Raw genomic sequence first — 21,077 nt, forward strand, 5'->3', positions numbered from 1 at the left:
AATTGAATGGATACAATCATGCTGGAAGGATTGGCATTTCTCGGCCCGGCGGCACTCTACATGATGTCGATGACCATCACCCCGGGGCCCAACAACGTGATGCTCACCGCCTCCGGGGCCAACTACGGATTCTGGCGCACCATGCCTCACATGCTGGGCATTCTCGGTGGCTGTTTCGCGCTGTTTGCCGGTATCGCGCTGGGCCTGGGGCTGTTGTTCGAGCGCTACCCGCTGGTGCAGACCTCGCTGCGCCTGGTGGGCAGCGGCTATCTGCTCTACCTGGCCTGGAAGATCGCCAGCGCCCCGCCGCCGGACCTGCGCCTGCGCGGCGAGGGCCGGCCGCTGACCTTCTGGCAGGCCGCCGCCTTCCAGTTCGCCAACCCCAAGGCGTGGGTCATGGGCCTGGCGCTGATGGCCGGTTTCCTGCCCCAGGGCGGCGACACGGTGGTCAATGCGCTGCTGCTGGCCGCCTTCGCCGAGCTGGTGGCGCTACCCTGCATCGCCCTGTGGGCCGGCTTTGGCACCGCCATCGGCCGCATCCTCAAGACGCCCCGCGCCTGGCGGCTGTTCAATGCCAGCATGGGCGCCATGACCGCCGCCTGTGTGATCCTGATTCTACGCTGAGCGCCTAGCCGCAGGTGATCTGCTGGATACGGTCGTCGTCATCGAGGCGGATGTTGAGGCGGTCGGGGCGATGATCCATGGTCGCCGCGTCGCCGGGGCGCAGCACCCGCAGCATTGCGGCACCGCTCTCCTCTTCGATGGCGGCACGCAGCGCCTCGGAGTAATCGCGGCCGACGCGGTCCTGCACCGTGCGGGCGCCGCAGGTATCACCGCGCTGGGTCACGCTGGGTGGCTCCGGTGCCGGTTCGCGCGGCACGCTTGAAGGGCCTGCGCTGGTGCAAGCGGCCAGTGCCAGGCTCGCCGCCAGCGCCGGCAGGTAACGGGAAAGGGTGAACATGCTGACTCCTTGTCATCATCGATATGACCCGACGCAAAGCGGGCGAGCCTATCAGGCTCGCCCGCTACTGCGCATCTGAAGTACATGGGATGCTTAGTTGGCCGCATCCTGCACCGCTTCACCACCGCGCTCGACGTCCTGGCCGGCGCCGTCAATGGTGTTGCAGCCCGCCAATACGCCGGCGGTCATGAGCAGGGCAAAACTGAGGGCAATCGCTTTTTTCATCTGTGTTCTCCTTAACACTGGTACTTAGCAAACAACGGGATCGGGATCCGTATTGTCCATTCCTTCCTTGAAGCAATGGCCTCAGTCAGCCTAACAGCCATACCCTGACTTTGCACAATCAGACTGGCTCAGCTCAAGGTAATCGCAGATCGGCAACAACGCTCGGAACTGACCCGTCGACAGGCCTGCGAGGAGGCGCTGTAAACCTTCCCTGGGCGCTACCTACGCCATCCATGGCGTAGAACCTCCTCTTCGGCCTGTCCCCGGCGTTCTTCGCTTAGTAGCTACAGCGATCTCCCTGGGCTCAATCCGCCGAGCGCTGAATGGCCTCTCCGCCCGCCTCGATATCCTCGCCTGCACCGCGCATGGTGTTACAGCCGCTGAGCAGCGACAGGGTAAACAGCGAGAGTAGAATAGCAGCTGATAGCCGTTTCATGGTCATATCCTCGTTCCTTGACTGGTCTGGCGGAAAGGTCCGCGCTGCTATCAATCTAGCAGCTGTCTCAGATCGGTGTTACGACTATTCTGCCCAAGGAGGCGCCATGCACGACCTGACCCTCGACCCGCGGCTCGACGCCGATACCTATCCCATCACCGAGCTGCCGCTGTCGCGGGTCCTGCTGATGAACGATGCGCGCTTCGCGTGGCTGATTCTGGTGCCGCGGCGTGGCGGCGCCTGCGAGGTCAGCGACCTCAGCGAGGCGGACCAGGCGCAGCTGTGGCGGGAAGCCACCCGCTTGGGCAGCGAGCTGAAGAGTGCGCTGGGCGGCGACAAGCTGAATATCGCCGCCCTCGGCAACGTCGTCTCCCAGCTGCACGTTCATGTGATCGTGCGCCACCGCGACGATGCGGCCTGGCCGGCGCCGGTATGGGGCTACGGCGAGGCCGAGCCCTACGACCTCGACGGCCAGGCCGAGCGCCGCGACCTGGTACTGGCGTTAGCCGAGGGACTGACTTTCGACGACGCTTCGTCTAGCACCTAACCGAAGGGCGAGGTCCGTGGCGCCGGAGCCTCATCGCCCTGGGACTGGCCGCTGCGTTCGGCGCCCGGTGTCAGCAGCGGGTCGCGGCTCGGCGAGCTGACGCCAGCTACCGACAGCGACACGCCGAGCAGTACGATGGTCAGGCCGCCCGCCAGGGCGGCCCAGCCCACCATCCGCTGCACGCCGCTGCCGCTGGCCTGCCGCGCCAGGCGCCGTTCGGCCCAGCCGCGGGCCATCACGCTGGCCAGCGCCAGCGCCGAGACCGCCAGCGCCGTGCCCGCCGCCATCACCAGCACCGCACTGACGCCGACCCAGAACTGGCCGAGCAGCGATGCCGCCCCCAGCAGCAGCACGCCGCCGCTGCACGGGCGAATACCGATCGCCACCACCGTGGCCAGCGCGGTGCGCCAGTCGGCGGCCTGCCTAGGGTCGACGTGGTGAGCGCTGCCGCAGCCACAGTGATCATGATGGTGATGTTGGTGCTCGTGGTCGTGACTTGCGATAGTCGCTGCCGCGCCGACGCTGGCCGCCGCCGGCGTGCGCCGCAGCTGGCGCACCGCGCGCCAGCACAGCCACAGGCCGAGCAGGGTGACCATGAAGAAGCTGGCTTGCTCGACCCATACCACCGAGCCCATCGCCTGGCGAGTCAGCCAGCCCAGGCCGTGTACCAGTACCGCCACCAGCGTGATCGCCACCAGTGCCTGGAGCAGGGAGGCGGCACACGACAGCGCCAGGGCGCGGCGCAGGGCACCCCCCTGGGAGAGCAGGTAGGTGGTCAGCACCGCCTTGCCGTGGCCGGGACCGGCGGCATGAAAGACCCCGTAGCCGAAGCTGATGCCGAGCAGCGTCGCCCAGGCGGCCGGCGACGGCGCCCCGGACAGTTCGGTGATCGCCAGCGTCAGGGCACGATGCAGGTCGCGCTGCCAGGCCACCACCTGCAGGCTGATCGCCTGGGCACCGCCCTGAAACAGCCAGATCAGCCCCGCCACGACAAAAAGGCCGGCCAGGCCGCCGAGCCACACAGCACCTGTCATGCGTCGCATTGGATCTCTCCGGTTTCGGCGAAGTAGCGGCCAAGGCCGTCCGGCGCCTCGTCGGTGATATCCAGGCGCGCCGCCTGGGCGATCTTCGCCGGATCCGGGTCGGCGGGCAGGATCCGGGTGCTGCAGCGCGACTCGGCCCCGGTCAGCACCAGGGCGTCGTCGCTGGGTCCCTCGCCGTTCTCTTCATGCAGTATCTCGATGTAGTAGGTGGGATCGAAGACGCGATAAACCAGCGGCTCATTCTCGAGCAGCAGCGGGGTCTCCAGCGGCAGCAGGAAGATGAACTCGACGCGCCCGTCGCGCTCCATCACCGTGTACTCCCGAACCTCGCCGAGTCCCACCGCGGCCTCGCCGTGGTGCAGCTCGGTGAAATAGCCCTGTGGCGCGAGGGTGTCGCGGATCTCCATGCCAAGCAGGTCGAGGCGCTGCTCGAGGCTCTCCTCGCCCTGGGCGCGGCCGAGCTCCTCGAGCAGCACCAGGCTGTAGAAGGGATCCATCCGCCAGCGCTGGTGCAGCGCCTCGACGCGGCCATCGTCATCGATGATCACTCGCATGCTCATGTCAATCCAGCCGTGGGGATGGGCCAGCGCCAGCCCCGGCAGCATCGACAGCGCGGCGCCTAGCACCAGTCGCCGCCACCAGACACTTCGTTTTCTTGCTGTCATGCGTTCCATGTTCCGCTCATGAATTCCAGATCGGGTGCGTGGGTTCAGGGTGCCAGCCCCAGTGCCGCCTGCAGCTCCACCAGCAGCGGGTCGAGACTCTGCGGGGCCAGCGGCTGATTAGCGCGCTGGCCGCTGAACGAGATCAAGGCGCCGTGGGGGCTCTCATCCACCTCGAGGCGCAGTCGGTAGCCCGGCCAGGCCGCCGACACCGCCTCGACGCGGCCCAGCTCGGCGTCGGCATGGCGGATCACGTAGCCGCGCTCGACCAGCAGCTCGATCCCCGCCGCCAGCGCCGCCTGGCGCTCCACCGGCAGCACGAAGGCACGCGGCTCGGGGGCCATCGGCGCGGCGGCGCAGCCGCCGAGTACGGCCAGCAGCGCGATGATCAGCAAACGCTTAAACAGGTCGCTCTTCATGGCACCTCCTGCTCGGCCGCAATGGCCTGCCGAATGGCCCGGCACAGCGCGGCGTCGCCGCCGCTGCGCGATTCGCGTACCGCACCCTCGGCGTCGACCACCCGACTATCCTGGGAGACCAGCACCCGCTCCCCGGGGGCCACCACCGAGATCCGCTCGATACGGGTGGCATCGGCCGGGAAACCGCCGCCGTAGCCGGCGCGGCCACCGCCGATCCCGATGCCGATACCCACCCCGGAGCCGACCGACAGGCGGCCACCGCCGCCGACACCGCCACCGATGCTGCCGAACACGCCGCTACCGCGCGACCAGTGGTCGTCGTAGCGCGCCCCATAGCCCGGCAGCACTCGGCTGCGCTCGCCGCTGACCACGCCAAGCGCGGTATCGGTATGGGTGATGCGGTACCCCTCGCGCTCCAGCACGTCCACCGCGCCGCGTGTCACCGCGAGGGGCTCATGCTCGCCCAGCGGCCAGCGACACTCCGCCGGCACCTGAGCGGTTTGCGCCGGCAGCGTCGCCGGGCCACTGGCACAGCCCGCCAGCGCCAGCAACGGCACCCAACACCAGTATCGCCATCCGCCATGTTGCATTGGCTATCCTCCACGTTGCTGCGGGCAGTCTACGTCGAAAACAGCGCCCGTGCAGTCTCGTCACTCGCGTTGCTATGACCCCAACGAGATAGGATAAGCTCAGTACTTCTTTCCATGATCCGTCGACGAGCCGCCCATGCAGATTCTGATCGCCCCCGATAGCTACAAGGATGCGCTACCCGCCAGCGACGCCGCCCGCGCCATTGCCCATGGCATCCAGCGCGTCCTGCCCGAGGCCACGCTGATTCGCTGCCCGATGGGCGACGGCGGCGAGGGCACCCTGGATGCCCTGCTCGACGCCACCGGCGCCGAGCGCCGCGAGCAGCGCGTACAGGACGCCCTCGGCCGCCCCTGCGAGGCCGCCTGGGGCTGGCACGCCGAGTCGCGCAGCGCCTTCATCGAGCTGGCCGAGGCCAGCGGCCTGCAGCAGATTCCCCGTGACCAGCGTAGCGCCCTGCACAGCACCACCCATGGCGTCGGCGAGCTTATCCTGGCGGCGCTGGACGCCGGCGCCGAGACGCTGCTGCTGACCCTTGGCGGTAGCGCTACCAACGACGCCGGGGCCGGCATGCTGCAGGCACTCGGCGCGCGGCTGCTGGATGCCGAGGGCAAGCCGCTGGCGCCCGGCGGGGCGGCGCTCGCCGAACTGCAGACCCTCGACCTCAGCGGCCTCGACCCGCGCCTCGCCAAGCTGCGCGTGGAGACCGCCGTGGACGTCGACAATCCGCTGCTCGGCGAGCGCGGGGCCAGCGCCGTGTTCGGCCCCCAGAAAGGCGCCAGCGATGCCGAGGTGGCGACCCTGGACGCCGCCCTGGCGCACTTCGCCGACGCGACCGCCGCAACGCTGGGTGACGATCACCGCGACCTGCCCGGTGCCGGAGCCGCCGGTGGCATGGGCTTCGCCGCCCGCGCCTTCTTCGGCGCCGAGCTGCGGCCGGGTATCGAGCTGGTCATGCAGCAGGTCGGCTTCGACGCGCTGCTGGCCGAGGCCGACCTGGTGATTACCGGCGAGGGCCAGCTCGACGGCCAGAGCCTGGCGGGCAAGACCCCGGTAGGGATCTCGCGGCGCGCCGCGGCCAACGGCGTACCCTGCGTGGCACTGGTAGGGCGTCTTGGCGAAGGCTGGCAGGCCTGCCACGCCGAGGGCATCACTGCCGCCTTCGCCCTGGCCGACGGCCCCATGGCCCTCGACGACGCACTGACGCGCTGCGCCGAGCTGCTCAGCGACCGCGCCGAGGGGGTGGTGCGGCTGTTCAATGCACGGCGCGGTTGAAAAACGCCCCGAGGATCGGCATCTCACCGTGTAGAGGCGTGGTCATGGCGCCATTGCCTGGCGCTATGGCTGCCATGGCGACAATTCGCTAACCGTCACGCGACGCGCCCGCTAGACTCAGGGCATTCATCATCAGGGATCGAGGAGGCAACCGCATGTCCGATACCAACGCCATTGGCCTGCACCCGGCCAGCGCCAGCCAGCTGGCCGACAAGCTCAACGCACTGCTGGCCAACTACCAGGTCTTCTACATGAACGTGCGCGGCTACCACTGGAACATCAAGGGGCCGGAGTTCTTCGAGCTGCACGCCAAGTTCGAGGAGTTCTACACCGACCTGCTGACCAAGGTCGACGAGGTCGCCGAGCGCATCCTGACCCTCGGCCACCAGCCGATCCACGCCTACAGCGACTACGTGGCCACCGCCAGCCTCAAGGAAGACAAGAACGTCCACGACGGCGCGACCTGCGTGCGCGGCGTGCTCACCGGCTACCAGACGCTGATCGAGCTGCAGCGCGAGATCCTCTCGCTGGCCTCGGATGCCGACGACGAGGGCACCGCCGCCCAGGTCGGTGACTATATCCGCGAACAGGAGAAGACCGTGTGGATGCTGGGCGCCTACCTAGGCTGATAGCCAGCCTTCGGCGCACGAGATTGCCAGCGGCCGCCCACGGGCGGCCGCTGGCATTTTCAGGCCTGGGCAGTAGCGCCAGGCGTGGCCAGATCCTCCACCAGCCCGCGCAGCAGCTGCCAGAATTCGTTCACCGAGTCGATCTCGACGCGCTCGTCCGGCGAGTGGGCACCGCGGATCTGCGGCCCGAAGGAGATCATCTCCAGCTGCGGGTACTTGCCGCCGAGGATGCCGCATTCTAGCCCGGCATGGATCACCTTGACCGCCGGCTCGATGCCAAACTGGTCGCGATGCAGGCGCTTGAAACGCTCCAGGAGCGGGCTATGCGGCGCAGGCGCCCAGCCGGGATAGGCATTCTCGACCCGGGTGCGGGCACCGATCAGCCCGAACAGCGCGCTGAAACGGTCGGCCATGTCACGGGTGGCGCTATCGCGCAGCGAGCGCACCAGCGCACACAGCCGGAAGCGCCCCTCGCTGAGCGATACCACCCCAAGGTTGTTGGAGGTCTCGACCACCCCCGGCACTGCGCTGCTCATGCGCTCGACGCCGCAGGGGGCGGCGTGCAGGGCGTCGACCAGCAGATGGCTGGCGGTGGGCGTCAGCGCCTCATCGGCGGCCCCATCGATCGACGTCAGGCTCAGCGTCAGGCCCTCGTCGACCCCGGCAAGCTCGCGACGCAGCTCATCGCCCAGCGCGGCGAGCCGCGACTGGGCCGCCGCCAGTTCATCCTCGGTCAGGGCCAGGGTGGCGAAGGCTTCCCGCGGCAGGGCGTTGCGCAGGGTCCCGCCGCGATAGTCGACCAGCCTGGCGCCACACGGCGCCAGCGCCCGCAGCACGCGCATCATCAGTCGGTTGGCGTTGCCGCGGCCCGTGGCGATATCGATCCCCGAGTGCCCGCCGCGCAGGCCGGTCAGCGCCAGCCGGTAGGCGCGGTCGCCTTCGCTCAGCGCGCTGGTCGGCAGCTGCGCCTCGACCACCACGTCGGCGCCACCGGCGCAGCCGATATACACCTCGCCGCGATCCTCGGAGTCGAGGTTGAGCAGCAGCTGCCCCTCCAGCCAGCCCTCGGCGAGCTGCAGCGCGCCGCCCATCGAGGTCTCCTCCTCGAGGGTGAACAGCGCCTCCAGCGGCCCGTGACGCAGCGTGGGGTCTGCGAGGACGGCCAGCGCCGCGGCCACGCCGAGGCCGTTGTCGGCGCCAAGCGTGGTGCCGCGGGCGCGCAGCCAGCCGTCCTCGACGTAGGTCTCGATCGGGTCGCGGGTGAAGTCGTGGGGATGATCGGCGTTGGCCTGGGCGACCATGTCGAGATGGCCCTGCAGGATCACCCCGGGAGCTGCCTCGCAGCCCGGCGAGGCAGCTTTCTTGAGGCGCAGGTTGCCGTAGGCGTCGCGGTCGTGGGCCAGGCCCTGGGCCTCGGCCCAGGCTTCGAGGATGGCTACCAGCGCCGCCTCGTGCCCCGACGGCCGCGGGGTGTTGCACAGCGTGCGAAAGTGCTGCCACAGCGCCTGCGGCGCCAACTGGTCGAGATGTGCGTTCATGATGGGTCTACATAAGGGATAACCTTATCACTTTACTGACCGCTCGCTGCCAGGGAAAGCCCGCTCGACACGGCCCCGGGGCTACCGCAGTTGACAGTAGCGCTCGGACTGATCCATCGACAGTGTTACCCCGCCCAGTCGCGCCAGCGGGTCAGCGCCTCGCGCAGCCGCGCCTGCACCTCGCGCCGCCCGCTGAGTCCCAGCCGCTCGGCCAGCCAGGCGCTATCGCGGGCCTGGAACAACCAGGCCACCAGCAGCCAGGCGTCGTCGTCGCGGAGCGCGCCGCCGGCCAGGCCGCGCCGCACCAGCTGCTGCAGCGCCGGGCGCACCAGTGCCGGCTCGCGGCGGCCCAGGGTCACGTCGTCGAGATCGCGGCGCTGCTGGACATCCAGCGGCGGCGCCTGGCCTTCGGCGAGCAGCGCTGCGGCCACCGCCGGCTCCAGGCCCTTGAGTTCATAGGCCAGCAGGGTCGGCAGCAGAGCCTGGAAGTGCCCCGTGAGACCGGTGACCAGTGCCCGCCCGGCGGCGCTGATGGGTATCGCCACCATCAGCGCATGCTCGCCGGTGGCGGTTTCGCGGCTCAGGCCCAGGCGTACGGCGCGAAAGCCGGCGGCATGCCAGAAGGCCATCAGCTCGGGGTCGGCACCGAAGCTGGCCCCCAGCAGGTCGATCCCATCGCGGTGGCCGCGCTCGACCTCGGCGGCCAGCAGCTGCCGACCAATGCCCTGGCGGCGGGCCTCGCCATGTACTGCGATACGCATGATACGCCGCACCCGCGAGGTCAAGGCGCGGCGGCTGCCGGCGTGGGCGGCCAGCGACTGGGCCAGCAGATGGCCACGCGGGCGGCGCTCGCCGCGGGCCACCCGCTCGGCCAGCTCAGCGGTGAAGCCGCCCTCCTCGCTGCACAGCGACACCGCCAGGGTGTTGCCGCTTTGCTCGAGGGTGGTGATCGATACCCCGGGGCCGTCCAGCAGGCGGCGCAGGTCGCTGGGCTGGGTGCGGTAGTGGGCCTGCACCAGCAGGCCGAACAGCTCAGCAAGCCGCGCTTCGTCGACCGCCAGCGATGCCCGCTTCCAGCGCCGCAGCGCCGGCGTCGCAGCGCTCGGCGCCGGCAGCGTGGTCGCCGGTTCGGCATCCAGCATCAGCAGTTGGCGGGTCAGCGCCTCGAGTGGGTCGCCCTCGGCCCAGCGCACCGGTGTCGTCAGCGTACAGGCGCGCCAGTCCGGTGCGTGGCGCTGCAGGTGAGGCATGAAGCGCAGCGCAAAGCCGCGTCCCGAGCCTTCGTAGCCGTGCACGGTGGTGGCAAAGGCAATCCGCGGAAAGCGCGCCAGCCAGTCGGCCAGCAGCGCCGCGGGGATCGCCGCCGCCTCGTCCACCAGCAGCAGGCTGCCGGGGCCGGTCGTCGCGCCGTGGCTTTCGGCCAGGGCGTCCGGGGCCACGAAGCGTACCCGCTGGGTCTCGCCGTCACGCGGCAGGCTGACCTCGAGGCCGTGGCGCCGCGCCTCGGGACAGTGGCGCTGGAGGTGCATGAACAGCGTCTCCACCGCCGCCGGGCGCGGCGCGGTGACCAGGATCTCGCGCTCGCCCTTGGCCAGCCAGCGCGCGCAGGCGATGCCCAGCGCGGCGCTCTTGCCGCGGCCGCGGTCGGCGCTGATCACCAGCGGCCGGCGGCGCCGCAAGCGCAGCAGCCGCGCCACCGCCTGGGCCTGATCCGCGGTGGCGCAGGCGTTATCCGCGGGTTCCGAACCACCCGCACCGACCTCAGCAGGCGGCGGCAGGGGCGGCAGCGTCAGGTCGCCATCGCTCGACCAGCGCGCCGCGTCGGGGGCGGCCTCGAGCTGCCGCGCCAGGCGCTGCAGGTAGCGCGACGACAGCTGCGTCGGACGGTACGGGTGGTCGGCCAGGCGGCGGTAGTCGGCATCCGGCCGTGCACCCCAGTCGGGCGGGGTGAGCAGCACCAGCAGCCCGCCGGCCACCAGGGTGCCGCTAAGGGCGCCGAAGGCGTCCGGGTCGAAGCCGGCCCCTTCGCTGGCCGCATCGAACACCACCAGCGTCTGCTCGCCGCCGAGCCGGGTGCGCGCCTTGGCAGCAGGTAGCCAGGCCGACTCGGTGATGCCCACGGGGCACACGGGCGCGACCCACAGCGCCCGTGCTGGGTCCTGCCGCCAGATCGCCAGCGCCCGCGCCAGCCCCTGGTCCGGGCTGGCGGATATCCACAGCAGACCGCGCCAGCGCTGCGCGGCCAGCTGCGCCCGCCACGCCAACAGCGCCTGCAGGTTGCGGGCCTCTGTCATGCTCGGCTCCTGTCTGGTTGGGCCACCAGTGTAGAGAATCCGGCGCTCGCGGCACCAGCACCTGGCGGCGCTACAGCGCAAAAACTTTGCGTATCATTATCATTTGCAATCAGATTATTTCTTGCTATCGTACCCACATCGTTCGCCACCCCATGCCAATACGACAAGGGATATTGCCATGCAAAAGACGTTCATCGCTTCCGCCACGCTTCTCTCCACGCTGCTGGCAGCCCCCCTGGCTGCCGCCGACCTGACGCTCTACTCAGGGCGCGGCGAGTCGATGGTCGACCCGATCATCGCCCAGTTCGAGAAAAGCACCGGCATCAACGTCAACGTGCGCTATGGAGATACCGCACAGCTGGCCGTGCTGCTGCAGGAAGAGGGCGAGCGCTCTCCCGCCGACCTCTACTGGAGCCAGGACGCCGGCGCCATGGGTGCGATCAGCCAGGCCGGCCTGCTCGCCGAGCTGCCCGATGACATCTACGAGGGCCTGCCCAGCATCTACACCAGCGAGACCGGCAATTGGGTTGCCGCCAGCGGCCGCGCCCGCGTGTTCGCCTACTCGCCGGAGCGGGTCAGTGAAGACGAGCACCCGGAAAGCGTGTTCGACCTTACCGACGAGCGCTATGAAGGCCGTGTTGGCTGGGCACCCACTAACGGCTCCTTCCAGTCGTTCATCACCGCGATGCGCGTCGAGCATGGCGACGAGCGAACCCTGGAGTGGCTCGAGGGCATGCGCGACAACGGTGCCGTGACCTTCCGCAACAACACCACTCAGGTGCAGGGCATCGCCGACGGAGAAATCGACTTCGGCCTCGTAAACAATTATTATTTGCCGCGGTTCGTGACTACCGATGAAGACTATCCGGTAGAGCAGGCCTTCTTCGCCGAAGGCGATATCGGCAACCTGGTCAACGTCGCCGGCATCGCGGTGCTGGAGAGCAGCGACAACAAGGAAGAGGCGCTGGAGTTCGTGCGCTTCCTGCTGTCGCCGGCCGCCCAGCAGTATTTCACCGGCAGCGTCTATGAGTACCCGGTGACCCGCGACGTGATCCAGAACCCGGAACTCGAGGATTTCGACCGCCTGCTGGAGGTCAGCCCGCAGATCGACCTGGACGACCTGGAAGATCTCGAAGGCACGCTGAACCTGCTGCGCGACGCCGAACTGCTGTAAGCCTCAGCGTCGTCAATCGAGCGAGTCGAGGCCAGGGTGGCATTGCCACCCTGGTCTTGTGCGTTTCAACGGTGGCCAATATCGGTCGTGACTTGAATAGCGAGAGACAATGAGCCACAGCGCCGAGCTAGCCAGTCCTGCCGCCCGTCGCGCCCTGCCGAAAGGCCGCGCGCGGCGCGTGCCGCTGCATATCCTGCTGCCCTCGCTGGTGGCGGCTGCAGCGATGCTGGTGCCGCTGTTCTACCTCGGGCTGCGCGCCTTCGAGGCCGATCCGCAGACCCTCGCCAACCTGGTACTGCGCCAGCGCAACCTCGACCTGCTGCTCAATACCCTGTCGCTCGCCGCAGGCGTGGTGGCCTTGACCACCCTGATAGCGCTACCGCTGGCCTGGCTGGTGGTACGCACCGACATCCGCTTCAAGCGCCTGCTGACCGTCCTCGGGGTGATCCCGCTGGCGGTGCCCGGCTACGTGATGGCCTATGCGCTGATCGGCCTGGGCGGCAACTACGGCGTGCTTGCCCAGCTCACCGGCGTGCAGCTGCCACGCATCGACGGCTACGTCGGCGCCCTGCTGGCACTGTCGCTATATACCTTTCCCTATCTGTTCCTCAACCTGCGCGCCACCCTGGCGGGCCTCGACGGCAACCTCGAGGAGAGCGCCAGGAGCCTCGGCTACGGCAATCGCGAGGTGTTTCTCAAGATCATACTGCCCCACCTGGCGCCCTCGCTGATGGCCGGCTGGCTGGTGATCACCCTCTACGTGCTGGGCGACTTCGGCGCCGTGGCGCTGATGCGCTACGAGGCCTTCAGCTACGCCATCTACACCCAGTACTCCGGCGCCTTCGACCGCATCTATGCCGCCTGGCTGTCGATCATGCTGCTGGCGGTGGCGGCCAGTTTCGTGATGCTCGACAGCCTGGTGGTCAAGCGCAAGCTGGCGCGGGTTGGCACCGGCGTGGCGCGGCCGGTCAAGCCGATGCGCCTGGGTCGCCTGCGCTGGCTGGTCTACCCCTACCTGGCGCTGATCTTCGGCGCCTCGGTGGGCCTGCCGGCGCTGATCCTCGGCTACTGGCTGGTGCTGGCGCCGCCCGACCTGAGCTTCTTCGCCCGGGTACCCGGCACCTTCCTGCGCTCGGCGGGGGCGGCGCTGCCCGCCGCCATGCTGGCGGCGGCCTTCGCCCTGCCGATCGCCTATCTCACGGTGCGCTACCGCTCCACCGCGGCGACCCTGATCGAGCGCTCGGCGTACATCGGCTACGCGATTCCGCCACTGACCCTGGCACTGGCGATGGTGTTCTTCTCACTGCGCACCGCGCCCTTCCTCTACCAGACCCTGACATTGCTGATCGTGACCTGGGCGATGGCCTCGCTGGCCCTGGCCCTGGGCCCGATTCGCAATGCCCTGCTGCAGACGCGCCCCAACATGGAAGAGGCCTCCCATTCGCTGGGCCACGGCCCGCTGAGCACCTTCCTGTGGGTGATCTTTCCGCGCCTGCGTCGTGGCATCCTGGCCGGCATCGCGCTGGTCTTCGTGCTGTGCATGAAAGAGCTGCCAATCACCTTCTTGCTGGCTCCGACCGGCTACACCACCCTGGCGGTGACCGTGTTCACCCGAACCTCCGAGGGCATGCTGGCCGAGGCCGCCCCCTTCGCCGCCGCCATCGTGGTGTTCTCGAGCCTGTCGGTAGGCTTCCTGTTAACCAAAGAGGGCAAGCGATGACCACCCTCAATCTCAACGCCACTCCCCAGGCCGGCGCGCAGCAGCGTCCTGCCCCGCTGCTCAGCGTCAGCGGGTTGAGCAAGCGCTATCGGTCCCGGGATCCGCTGGCGGTCGAGAATGTCAGCTTCTCCCTCGGCAACGGCGAGATCCTCGCGCTGCTCGGCCCCAGCGGCTGCGGCAAGAGCACTACCCTACGCATGATTGCCGGCTTCGAGCATCCCGAGGCCGGCGATATTGTGCTGCGCGGCAAGAGCATCCTCGACCAGCCGCCGCAGCAGCGCCGCATCGGTATCGTGTTCCAGGACTATGCGCTGTTTCCGCACATGAGCCTGGGCCACAACGTGGCCTTCGCCATGCGCCATCTGCCCAAGGCCAAGCGCGCCGCCCGCGCCCGCGAGTGGCTCGATATGGTCGGCCTGGCCGATCTGGCTGAACGCATGCCCGACGAGCTCTCCGGCGGCCAGCAGCAGCGCGTGGCACTGGCCAGGACCCTGGCCGCCGAGCCGCAGCTGGTGCTGCTCGACGAGCCCTTCTCCAACCTCGATGCGGCGCTGCGCGAGTCGACCCGCAAGGAAGTGCGCCAGCTGTTCAAGGCCGCCGGTACCTCGGTGATCCTGGTCACCCACGACCAGGCCGAGGCGCTATCCTTCGCCGATCAGGTCGGCGTGATGCACGCCGGCAAGCTGATCCAGGTCGACCGCCCCGAGCGGGTCTACCAGCACCCGGCCACCGCCTTCGTCGCCGAGTTCCTCGGCCATACCAACCTGCTCGACGGCGATGCCGACGGCGAGATCGCCCAGACCGCACTGGGGCCGGTGGCCATCACCCCGGCCAGCCGTGGCCCGGTACGCGTCTCCCTGCGCCCCGAGCACCTGGCCCTGGCCACCGCCCCGGACGGCCATGGCGCCACCGTGGTCGAGCGCGAGTTCCGCGGCCACGACTGTTTCTACCTGCTGGAACAGCACGGCCAGCGCTTCTGCGCCATCACCCCCAGTCACACCCTGTGGCAGATCGGTGAGCAGGTCAGCCTCGAGCCCCAGCGCACCGCCACGGTGCTGCAGTACTAGGCTTTTTCACCCATCTCAGGGGGAGGAGGGAGTTGCGTCACGAGCGTAATCCCCCCTTCCCAGAGGGAATGTTGAATGAATCGTCGAGCGGGATGAAGCACAAGGCGCACGGAGCACAGAAACCGGAGCCTATGGGGTATAGGTGAGGATTTCGAGCACCGCGCAACGCAGTGATTCGCCCGCGCAGACATTAATTCAGCGTTTCCTAGTGAGCTTCGTCCCAATTAGCCCCACTCTCCGCCTCGACGATCAGCGGCACGCGCAGTTCGGCGGCATCGCGCATATGCGTCTTGACCGCCTCGATAAAGCCGTCGACATCGGCCTCCTTGACCTCGAAGACCAGCTCATCGTGGACCTGCATCACCATCCAGGCGTCGAACTCGCAGGGCGTCTTGGCGCTGCCCTGTAGCCAGGCGTCGACCTCGATCATGGCGCGCTTGATGATGTCCGCCGCAGTGCCCTGCATCGGCGCGTTGATGGCGGTGCGCTCGGCGGCCTGGCGGCGGGCGTGGTTCTGGGCCTTGATCTCGGGCAGGTAGAGACGCCGGCCGAGCACCGTTTCGACGTAGCCGTCTTCGGCGGCCTGGGCGCGAATACGGTCCATGTAGCGCGCCACCCCGGGGTAGCGGTCGAAGTAGCGCTCGATGTAGGTCTGGGCCTGGTTGCGCTCGATGTGCAGCTGGCGCGACAGCCCCCAGGCGCTCATGCCGTAGATCAGCCCGAAGTTGATCGCCTTGGCGCTGCGCCGCTGGTCGGCGGAGACCTTGTCGAGGGGCACGCCGAATACTTCCGCTGCGGTGGCGGCGTGGATGTCGCGGCCCACGGCGAAGGCCTCGAGCAGGCCCTTGTCTTCGGAGAGGTGGGCCATGATGCGCAGTTCGATCTGCGAGTAGTCGGCGGCGACGATGCGGTAGCCGGGCCGGGCGACGAAGGCCTGGCGGATCTTGCGCCCCTCTTCGGTGCGAATCGGGATGTTCTGCAGGTTGGGGTCGCTGGAGGAGAGCCGTCCGGTGGCGGTGACCGCCTGGTGGTAGCTGGTATGCAGGCGCTTGGTGGTGGCATTGACCAGGCGCGGCAGCTTGTCGGTGTAGGTCGACTTGAGCTTGGCCAGGCCGCGGTGCTGCATGATCACCTTGGGCAGCGGGTAGTCCAGCGCCAGTTCTTCGAGCACCGCCTCGGCGGTGGACGGCGCGCCCTTGGGGGTCTTCTTGAGCACCGGGATCTTCTGCTCCTCGAAGAGGATCTCGCCGAGCTGCTTGGGCGAGCTGAGGTTGAACTCGCGCCCGGCCAGCTCGAAGGCCTCGGCCTCGAGCTCACGGATGCGCTCGGCCAGGGCCTGGCTCTGGGTGTGCAGCCGTTCAGCGTCGAGAGCCACCCCGGTGCGCTCCATGCGCGACAGCACCGGCACCAGCGGCAGCTCCAGCTCATCGAGCACCGCGGCGAGCCGGCCCTCCTTCTCGAGGCGTGGGCGCAGCTCGTGCTGCAAACGCAGGGTGATATCGACATCCTCGCAGGCGTAGGGCGCGGCCTGCTCGAGGGCGATCTGGTTGAAGGTCAGCTGCTTGGCGCCCTTGCCGGCGATCTCCTCGAAGCTGATGGTCTTCTCGCCAAGGTACTTGAGCGCCAGCGAGTCCATGTCGTGGCGGGTGGCGGTGGAGTTGAGCACGTAGGAGGCGAGCATGGTATCGGCCAGCGGCCCGACCACGCCGATCTGGTAGTTGGCCAGCACCGAGATATCGTACTTGAGGTTCTGGCCGATCTTGCCCTTGGCCGGGTCTTCCAGCAGCGGCTTGAGCGCCGCCAGCACCGCCGCGCGGTCGAGCTGGGCCGGGGCGTCGAGGTAGTCGTGGCCGAGCGGGATATAGGCCGCCTCGCCGGGCGCCAGGGCCAGCCCCACGCCGACGATCTCGGCCTCCATGTAGTTGAGGCTGGTGGTCTCGAGATCGAAGCAGAAGCGCTCGGCCTGGTGCAGCCGCTCGAGCCAGGCGTCCAGCGCTGCCTGGTCGACGATCACCTGGTCGTCGCGTGCGGCGGGCGTCGCGGCGGGCTCGGCGGCATCGGCCTGGGGCGTGGCGGTACCGCCGGCCACGTCGTCGACGCCTTCGTCCTTGCCCTCGAGCAGCTCCGACAGCCAGGCCTTGAACTCCATCTCGCGATAAAGCTCGAGCAGGGCCTCGCGGTCGGGGTGGGCGATTTCCAGGTCGTCGAGCCCCACCGGCAGCTCGCAGTCGGTCTTGATGGTGGCCAGCTGGTAGGAGAGAAACGCCTGGTCGCGGTGCTCCTCGAGTTTCTTGGGCAGGGTCTTGGCGCCGCGGAAGTCCAGCGTCTTGACCTTTTCGAGGTCGGCGTAGATGGCGTCCAGGCCACCGCCCATGCCCTGCAGCAGGCCCAGCGCAGTCTTCTCGCCGACCCCCGGCACGCCGGGGATGTTGTCGACCTTGTCGCCCATCAACGCCAGGAAGTCGATGATCAGCGACGGCGGCAGGCCGAACTTCTGCTCCACGCCGGCCTCGTCGAGGGTCTCGTCCTTCATGGTGTTGACCAGGGTGATATGGCCGTTGACCAGCTGCGCCATGTCCTTGTCGCCGGTGGAGATCACCGCATCGCGGCCGGCCTCGGTGGCGCGCCGCGCCAGGGTGCCGATGACGTCGTCGGCCTCGACCCCCTCGATGCACAGCAGCGGCAGGCCGAGGGCGCGCACGCAGGCGTGCAGCGGCTCGACCTGGCTACGCAGGTCGTCAGGCATCGGCGGGCGCTGGGCCTTGTACTCGGCGTAGAGCTCGTCGCGGAAGGTCTTGCCCTTGGCGTCGAAGACCACCGCCATGGGGCTGTCCGGATAGTCCTTGATCAGCCGCTTGAGCATGTTGAGCACGCCCTTGACCGCCCCGGTGGGCTGGCCCTGGGAGGTGGTCAACGGCGGCAGAGCGTGAAAGGCGCGGTACAGGTAGGAGGAGCCGTCGACGAGGACGATGGGGCTGGCAGCCATGGCGAAACGATCCTTGAGCATAAGCAATGCCCCCATGATACGCAGCTCGCCGTGCGGCGTCAGGCATCCCTCGCCAAGCGAGTCAGCGGGTCCTATACTGGCGTGCGCCAGGCATAGGAGGCCCGGTCCCTCGTCGCATCGCCTGCTGCAGTGAATTCCCGCTCACCGCCGAAGTCCAAGCAGGCAGCACATCGTGCCGCTCACGGCAGGAGGACATATGTCGCTATCACGTTTGCCCCGCCCCATGCTGCTGGCTGCGCTGCTTTGCTCGAGCCTGCTGCTGGCAAGCCTCGCCAGCCACGCCCAGTCGCCCGAGCCGCAGGTCACCGAGCGCCAGGAGGCGGATCGCACCCTGCGCGAATTTCGCATCAACGGGCAGCTCTACGCCATCGAGATCCGCACCCGCGACGGCGACCGTTACCACCTGCTCGATCGCCGTGGCGATGGCAATTTCAGCCGTGTCAGCGGTGATGCGATAGAGGTACCCGACTGGGTCAATACCGGGCGCTGAGCCCGCCCCGGCCGGCGACACTTTTCGTGCATCGCACAGGCAAGACGGTACAATGTGCGGCTTGGCAACCCCGGGCGAGAGAGACATGGCCGTATTTACCCCGCTGAGCCAGGCTCAGGTCGCAGAGTTTCTGCAACGCTTCGACGTTGGCACGCTGACGCAGCTCGAGGGCGTGGCCAGCGGCACCGAGAACACCACCTACTTCGTCACCACCGAGCGCCAGACGTTGGTATTGACGCTGTTCGAGCAGGGTGAGCACGAGGAGCTGCCGTTCTTCGTCGACCTGCTCGACTACCTGGCCGACCACCGCCTGCCGGTGCCCGGCCCTGTGCACGATCGTCAGGGCATCGCCCTGCAGAGTCTGGCCGGCAAGCCGGCGCTGCTGTTTCCGCGCCTGCCCGGAACGTATCCCAGGTCACCGAACATCGCCCAGTGCCGGGCGCTGGGCGACGCCCTTGGTCATATGCACGCGGTATCGCGCTATTTCGACGGCCACCGCCCCAATCCACGCGACCTGCACTGGTTGGTCGCCATGCATCATCGCGTGCTGGTCTACCTCTCCGCCGACGACCAGGCGCTGATGAGCGACGAGGTCGACGCCTACCAGGCCTTCTTCGGCGACGCGCCGGACCTGCCCCAGGGCGCGCTGCACGGTGACCTGTTCCGCGACAACACCCTGTTCGACGGCGAGCGGCTGGGCGGCATCATCGACTTCTACAACGGCTGCACCGGCGACCTGCTGTTCGACCTGGCGATCGTCATCAACGACTGGGCGGTAAACGCCGACGGCAGCCTCGACGCCGAGCGCCACGACGCCATCCTGCGCGCCTACCAGGCGCGCCGGCCGCTGACCGACGCCGAGCGCGCGGCGTGGCCGATGATGCTGCGCATGACCGCGCTGCGCTACTGGCTGTCGCGGCTGCTGGTGGTCTATGTCGACCCGCCGGCCCACGACCTGACGCCCCACGACCCGGAGCAGTTCCGGACCATTCTGCTCAGCCGCCTGCAACACGGCGCGCTGGCCCTACCGGAGGCCCACCCCGCATGAGTCTGCTCGATGCCGGCGCACCGTCGCCTTCACGCCTGGCGCGCCACACCTACAACATCGACCAGTGGGGCAGCGGCTATTTCGACGTCGATGACGGCGGCCACACCGTGGTGCGCCCGCTGGGCAGCGAAACCGAGGGCCCGGCGCTGCCGCTGGACGCGCTGGTTGACCAGCTGCGCGAGGCCGGCCTGCGCCTGCCGGTGCTGGTGCGCTTCACCGATATCCTCCACGACCGGGTAGAGCAGCTGTGCGCGGCCTTCGATGCGGCGATTCGCGAAGAGGCCTATACCGGCGGCTACACCGCGGTCTATCCGATCAAGGTCAACCAGCAGCGCCGCGTGGTCGAGGAGATCCTCGCCACCCACGAGCGCGGCCACGGCCGGGTCGGCCTCGAGGCCGGCAGCAAGCCCGAGCTGCTGGCAGTGCTGGCGCTCTCCGGCGACGGCTCGTCGCTGATCGTCTGCAACGGCTACAAGGACCGCGAATACATCCGCCTGGCGCTGATGGGCGAGAAACTCGGCCATCGGGTCTACCTGGTGGTGGAGAAGTATTCCGAGCTCGACATCATCCTCGAGGAGGCCGCCGACCTCGGCGTCACGCCGCGCATCGGCCTGCGCGCCCGGCTTGCCTCGGTGGGTCGCGGCAAGTGGCAGGACACCGGCGGCGAGAAGTCCAAGTTCGGCCTCACCGCCGGCCAGACCCTCGGCGTCATCGAACGGCTCAAGCGCAGCGATGCGCTGGGCAGCCTGCAGCTGGTGCACTTCCACCTCGGCTCGCAGATCGCCAATATTCGCGATATCCAGCGCGGCCTGCGCGAGTGCGCGCGCTTCTACCAGAGCCTGCGCGAACTCGGCGCACCGGTGGACACCGTCGACGTCGGCGGCGGCCTGGGTATCGACTACGAGGGCACCCGTTCGCGCAGCGAGTTTTCGATCAACTACTCGATGCGCGAATACGCCAGCAACGTGGTGTGGGCCTTCCGCCAGGCCTGCGAGGCCGAAGGCCTGCCGCATCCGCACCTGATCAGCGAATCGGGCCGCGCGCTGACCGCCCACCACGCGGTGCTGATCACCAACGTGATCGGTGAGGAGCGCATCGAAGACCAGGCGCCGCCGCGCCAGGTCGAGGATGACCCGCAGATCGATGAGCTGTGGCGCGTCCACGGCCGCCTGGCCGACATGCACGAGCCGCGTGGCCTGGTCGAGGCCTACCATGACCTGGTGCAGGCCATGGGCGAGCTGCAGGACCGCTTCGTGCTGGGGCTGGCCGGCCTGGTCGCGCGCGCCGAGGGCGAGGCGGTCTACTTCGCCGCCTGCGCGCGGCTCAAGGCGCGCCTCGACGGGCGCAACCGCGCGCATCGCGAGATCCTCGACGAACTCGCCGAAAAGCTCGCCGACAAGCTGTTCGTCAACTTCTCGCTGTTCCAGTCGCTACCCGACGTATGGGGCATCAAGCAGATCTTTCCGGTGATGCCGCTGAGTGGCCTGGAGCGTGCGCCGAGCCGCCGCGGGGTGATCCAGGACATCACCTGCGACAGCGACGGCCGTATCGACAGCTACGTCGACGGCCAGGGCGTGGAGAGCACCCTGCCGCTCCCGGAGTGGCGCGACGGCGACGAGAAGCTGCTGGGCTTCTTCCTGGTCGGCGCCTATCAGGAGATCCTCGGCGACCTGCACAACCTGTTTGGCGACACCGACTCGGTGGACGCCGCCCTCGACGCCAACGGCGACTGGGTGCTGTCGCATGCCATCCAGGGCGACACCGTGGCCCAGGTCCTCGACCACGTCAATTTCGATGCCGAAGTGCTGCGCCGCCACCTGGCCAGCCAGTTAGACGCCAGCCAACTCAGCGTCGAGGAGCACCAGGCCTTTCTCGCCGACCTCTCCGCCGGCCTGCAGGGCTACACCTACCTCGAGTGATAGGGCCGCTGGCCCAACGCAATGCGCCCCCGCAG

General features: G+C 68.5%; 20 protein-coding genes. 10 read left to right on the plus strand and 10 right to left on the minus strand.

All coding sequences use genetic code 11. The annotated features are described in order from the left end of the window. The first annotated feature begins 18 nt into the window (after positions 1–18). Positions 19–624, plus strand: coding sequence for a LysE family translocator (locus QC821_RS08820; RefSeq protein ID WP_309719827.1), 606 nt, complete (start codon positions 19–21; stop codon positions 622–624). A gap of 4 nt (positions 625–628) precedes the next feature. Here QC821_RS08820 and QC821_RS08825 read toward each other — a convergent pair whose 3' ends face one another. The 3 genes from QC821_RS08825 to QC821_RS08835 form a co-directional block, all read right to left on the minus strand. Continuing rightward, positions 629–961: an I78 family peptidase inhibitor gene (locus QC821_RS08825; protein WP_309719830.1), complete on the minus strand. Its 333-nt coding sequence runs from the start codon at positions 959–961 to the stop codon at positions 629–631. Between the two features lie 93 nt (positions 962–1,054). Then, positions 1,055–1,186, minus strand: coding sequence for an entericidin A/B family lipoprotein (locus QC821_RS08830; RefSeq protein ID WP_309719833.1), 132 nt, complete (start codon positions 1,184–1,186; stop codon positions 1,055–1,057). 304 nt (positions 1,187–1,490) lie between these two features. Beyond that, positions 1,491–1,622 carry an entericidin A/B family lipoprotein gene (locus tag QC821_RS08835; protein ID WP_076750168.1) on the minus strand — a complete coding sequence of 44 codons (132 nt, stop codon included), beginning with the start codon at positions 1,620–1,622 and terminating at the stop codon, positions 1,491–1,493. Between the two features lie 106 nt (positions 1,623–1,728). Between QC821_RS08835 and QC821_RS08840 the strand changes: the two genes are divergently transcribed. Beyond that, a complete protein-coding gene (locus QC821_RS08840) occupies positions 1,729–2,169 on the plus strand; it encodes an HIT family protein (protein ID WP_309719840.1) in 441 nt (146 codons plus the stop codon). Here the strand turns inward: QC821_RS08840 and QC821_RS08845 are convergent. Genes QC821_RS08845 through QC821_RS08860 form a run of 4 tightly spaced genes read right to left on the minus strand, consistent with a single transcriptional unit; the run spans position 2,166 to position 4,883 of the window. Continuing rightward, positions 2,166–3,212, minus strand: coding sequence for a nickel/cobalt transporter (locus tag QC821_RS08845; RefSeq protein WP_422720098.1), 1,047 nt, complete (start codon positions 3,210–3,212; stop codon positions 2,166–2,168). The genes QC821_RS08840 and QC821_RS08845 overlap by 4 nt on opposite strands. After that, positions 3,200–3,886 carry a DUF1007 family protein gene (locus QC821_RS08850; protein WP_309719842.1) on the minus strand — a complete coding sequence of 229 codons (687 nt, stop codon included), beginning with the start codon at positions 3,884–3,886 and terminating at the stop codon, positions 3,200–3,202. The genes QC821_RS08845 and QC821_RS08850 overlap by 13 nt, the downstream gene beginning before the upstream one ends. Before the next feature lie 35 nt (positions 3,887–3,921). After that, the gene (locus QC821_RS08855; RefSeq protein ID WP_309719845.1) at positions 3,922–4,293 is read right to left on the minus strand and encodes a hypothetical protein; all 372 of its coding nucleotides are present in this window, start codon (positions 4,291–4,293) and stop codon (positions 3,922–3,924) included. Beyond that, positions 4,290–4,883: a hypothetical protein gene (locus QC821_RS08860; protein WP_309719847.1), complete on the minus strand. Its 594-nt coding sequence runs from the start codon at positions 4,881–4,883 to the stop codon at positions 4,290–4,292. The genes QC821_RS08855 and QC821_RS08860 overlap by 4 nt, the downstream gene beginning before the upstream one ends. Positions 4,884–5,019: 136 nt before the next feature. Here QC821_RS08860 and QC821_RS08865 point away from each other — a divergent pair, with 136 nt between their 5' ends. Then, on the plus strand, positions 5,020–6,156 hold the full coding sequence (locus tag QC821_RS08865) for a glycerate kinase (protein ID WP_309719849.1): 1,137 nt from the start codon (positions 5,020–5,022) through the stop codon (positions 6,154–6,156). A 155-nt stretch (positions 6,157–6,311) separates the two neighbouring features. After that, the gene (locus tag QC821_RS08870; RefSeq protein ID WP_309719851.1) at positions 6,312–6,785 is read left to right on the plus strand and encodes a Dps family protein; all 474 of its coding nucleotides are present in this window, start codon (positions 6,312–6,314) and stop codon (positions 6,783–6,785) included. Positions 6,786–6,844: 59 nt separating this feature from the next. Here QC821_RS08870 and QC821_RS08875 read toward each other — a convergent pair whose 3' ends face one another. After that, positions 6,845–8,323, minus strand: coding sequence for an aminoacyl-histidine dipeptidase (locus tag QC821_RS08875; protein ID WP_309719853.1), 1,479 nt, complete (start codon positions 8,321–8,323; stop codon positions 6,845–6,847). 125 nt (positions 8,324–8,448) lie between these two features. After that, complete coding sequence (locus QC821_RS08880; protein ID WP_309719855.1) at positions 8,449–10,617, minus strand: tRNA(Met) cytidine acetyltransferase TmcA; 2,169 nt, start codon at positions 10,615–10,617, stop codon at positions 8,449–8,451. Positions 10,618–10,795: 178 nt separating this feature from the next. On the opposite strand from QC821_RS08880, the gene QC821_RS08885 reads away from it, so the two are divergent. From QC821_RS08885 to QC821_RS08895, 3 genes are all read left to right on the plus strand, one after another. Beyond that, on the plus strand, positions 10,796–11,791 hold the full coding sequence (locus QC821_RS08885) for an iron ABC transporter substrate-binding protein (RefSeq protein WP_309719858.1): 996 nt from the start codon (positions 10,796–10,798) through the stop codon (positions 11,789–11,791). A gap of 109 nt (positions 11,792–11,900) precedes the next feature. Continuing rightward, complete coding sequence (locus QC821_RS08890) at positions 11,901–13,511, plus strand: ABC transporter permease (protein ID WP_309719860.1); 1,611 nt, start codon at positions 11,901–11,903, stop codon at positions 13,509–13,511. After that, positions 13,508–14,578, plus strand: coding sequence for an ABC transporter ATP-binding protein (locus QC821_RS08895; RefSeq protein ID WP_309719861.1), 1,071 nt, complete (start codon positions 13,508–13,510; stop codon positions 14,576–14,578). The genes QC821_RS08890 and QC821_RS08895 overlap by 4 nt, the downstream gene beginning before the upstream one ends. Positions 14,579–14,783: 205 nt before the next feature. Here QC821_RS08895 and polA read toward each other — a convergent pair whose 3' ends face one another. Next, positions 14,784–17,564, minus strand: a complete 2,781-nt coding sequence (gene polA, locus QC821_RS08900; RefSeq protein ID WP_309719863.1) for a DNA polymerase I — start codon at positions 17,562–17,564, stop codon at positions 14,784–14,786. Between the two features lie 217 nt (positions 17,565–17,781). Between polA and QC821_RS08905 the strand changes: the two genes are divergently transcribed. The 3 genes from QC821_RS08905 (at position 17,782) to speA (ending at position 21,042) form a co-directional block, all read left to right on the plus strand. Further along, positions 17,782–18,075 (plus strand): DUF2782 domain-containing protein, encoded by a 294-nt coding sequence (locus QC821_RS08905; protein ID WP_309719865.1) that lies wholly within the window; start codon positions 17,782–17,784, stop codon positions 18,073–18,075. An 85-nt stretch (positions 18,076–18,160) separates the two neighbouring features. Further along, positions 18,161–19,123: a homoserine kinase gene (locus QC821_RS08910; RefSeq protein ID WP_309719867.1), complete on the plus strand. Its 963-nt coding sequence runs from the start codon at positions 18,161–18,163 to the stop codon at positions 19,121–19,123. Then, the gene (gene speA, locus QC821_RS08915) at positions 19,120–21,042 is read left to right on the plus strand and encodes a biosynthetic arginine decarboxylase (RefSeq protein WP_309719869.1); all 1,923 of its coding nucleotides are present in this window, start codon (positions 19,120–19,122) and stop codon (positions 21,040–21,042) included. The genes QC821_RS08910 and speA overlap by 4 nt, the downstream gene beginning before the upstream one ends. Positions 21,043–21,077 lie beyond the last annotated feature (35 nt).

Origin of the sequence: Franzmannia qiaohouensis, assembly GCF_031451695.1 — a bacterium.
Taxonomy (GTDB): Bacteria; Pseudomonadota; Gammaproteobacteria; order Pseudomonadales; family Halomonadaceae; genus Franzmannia; species Franzmannia qiaohouensis.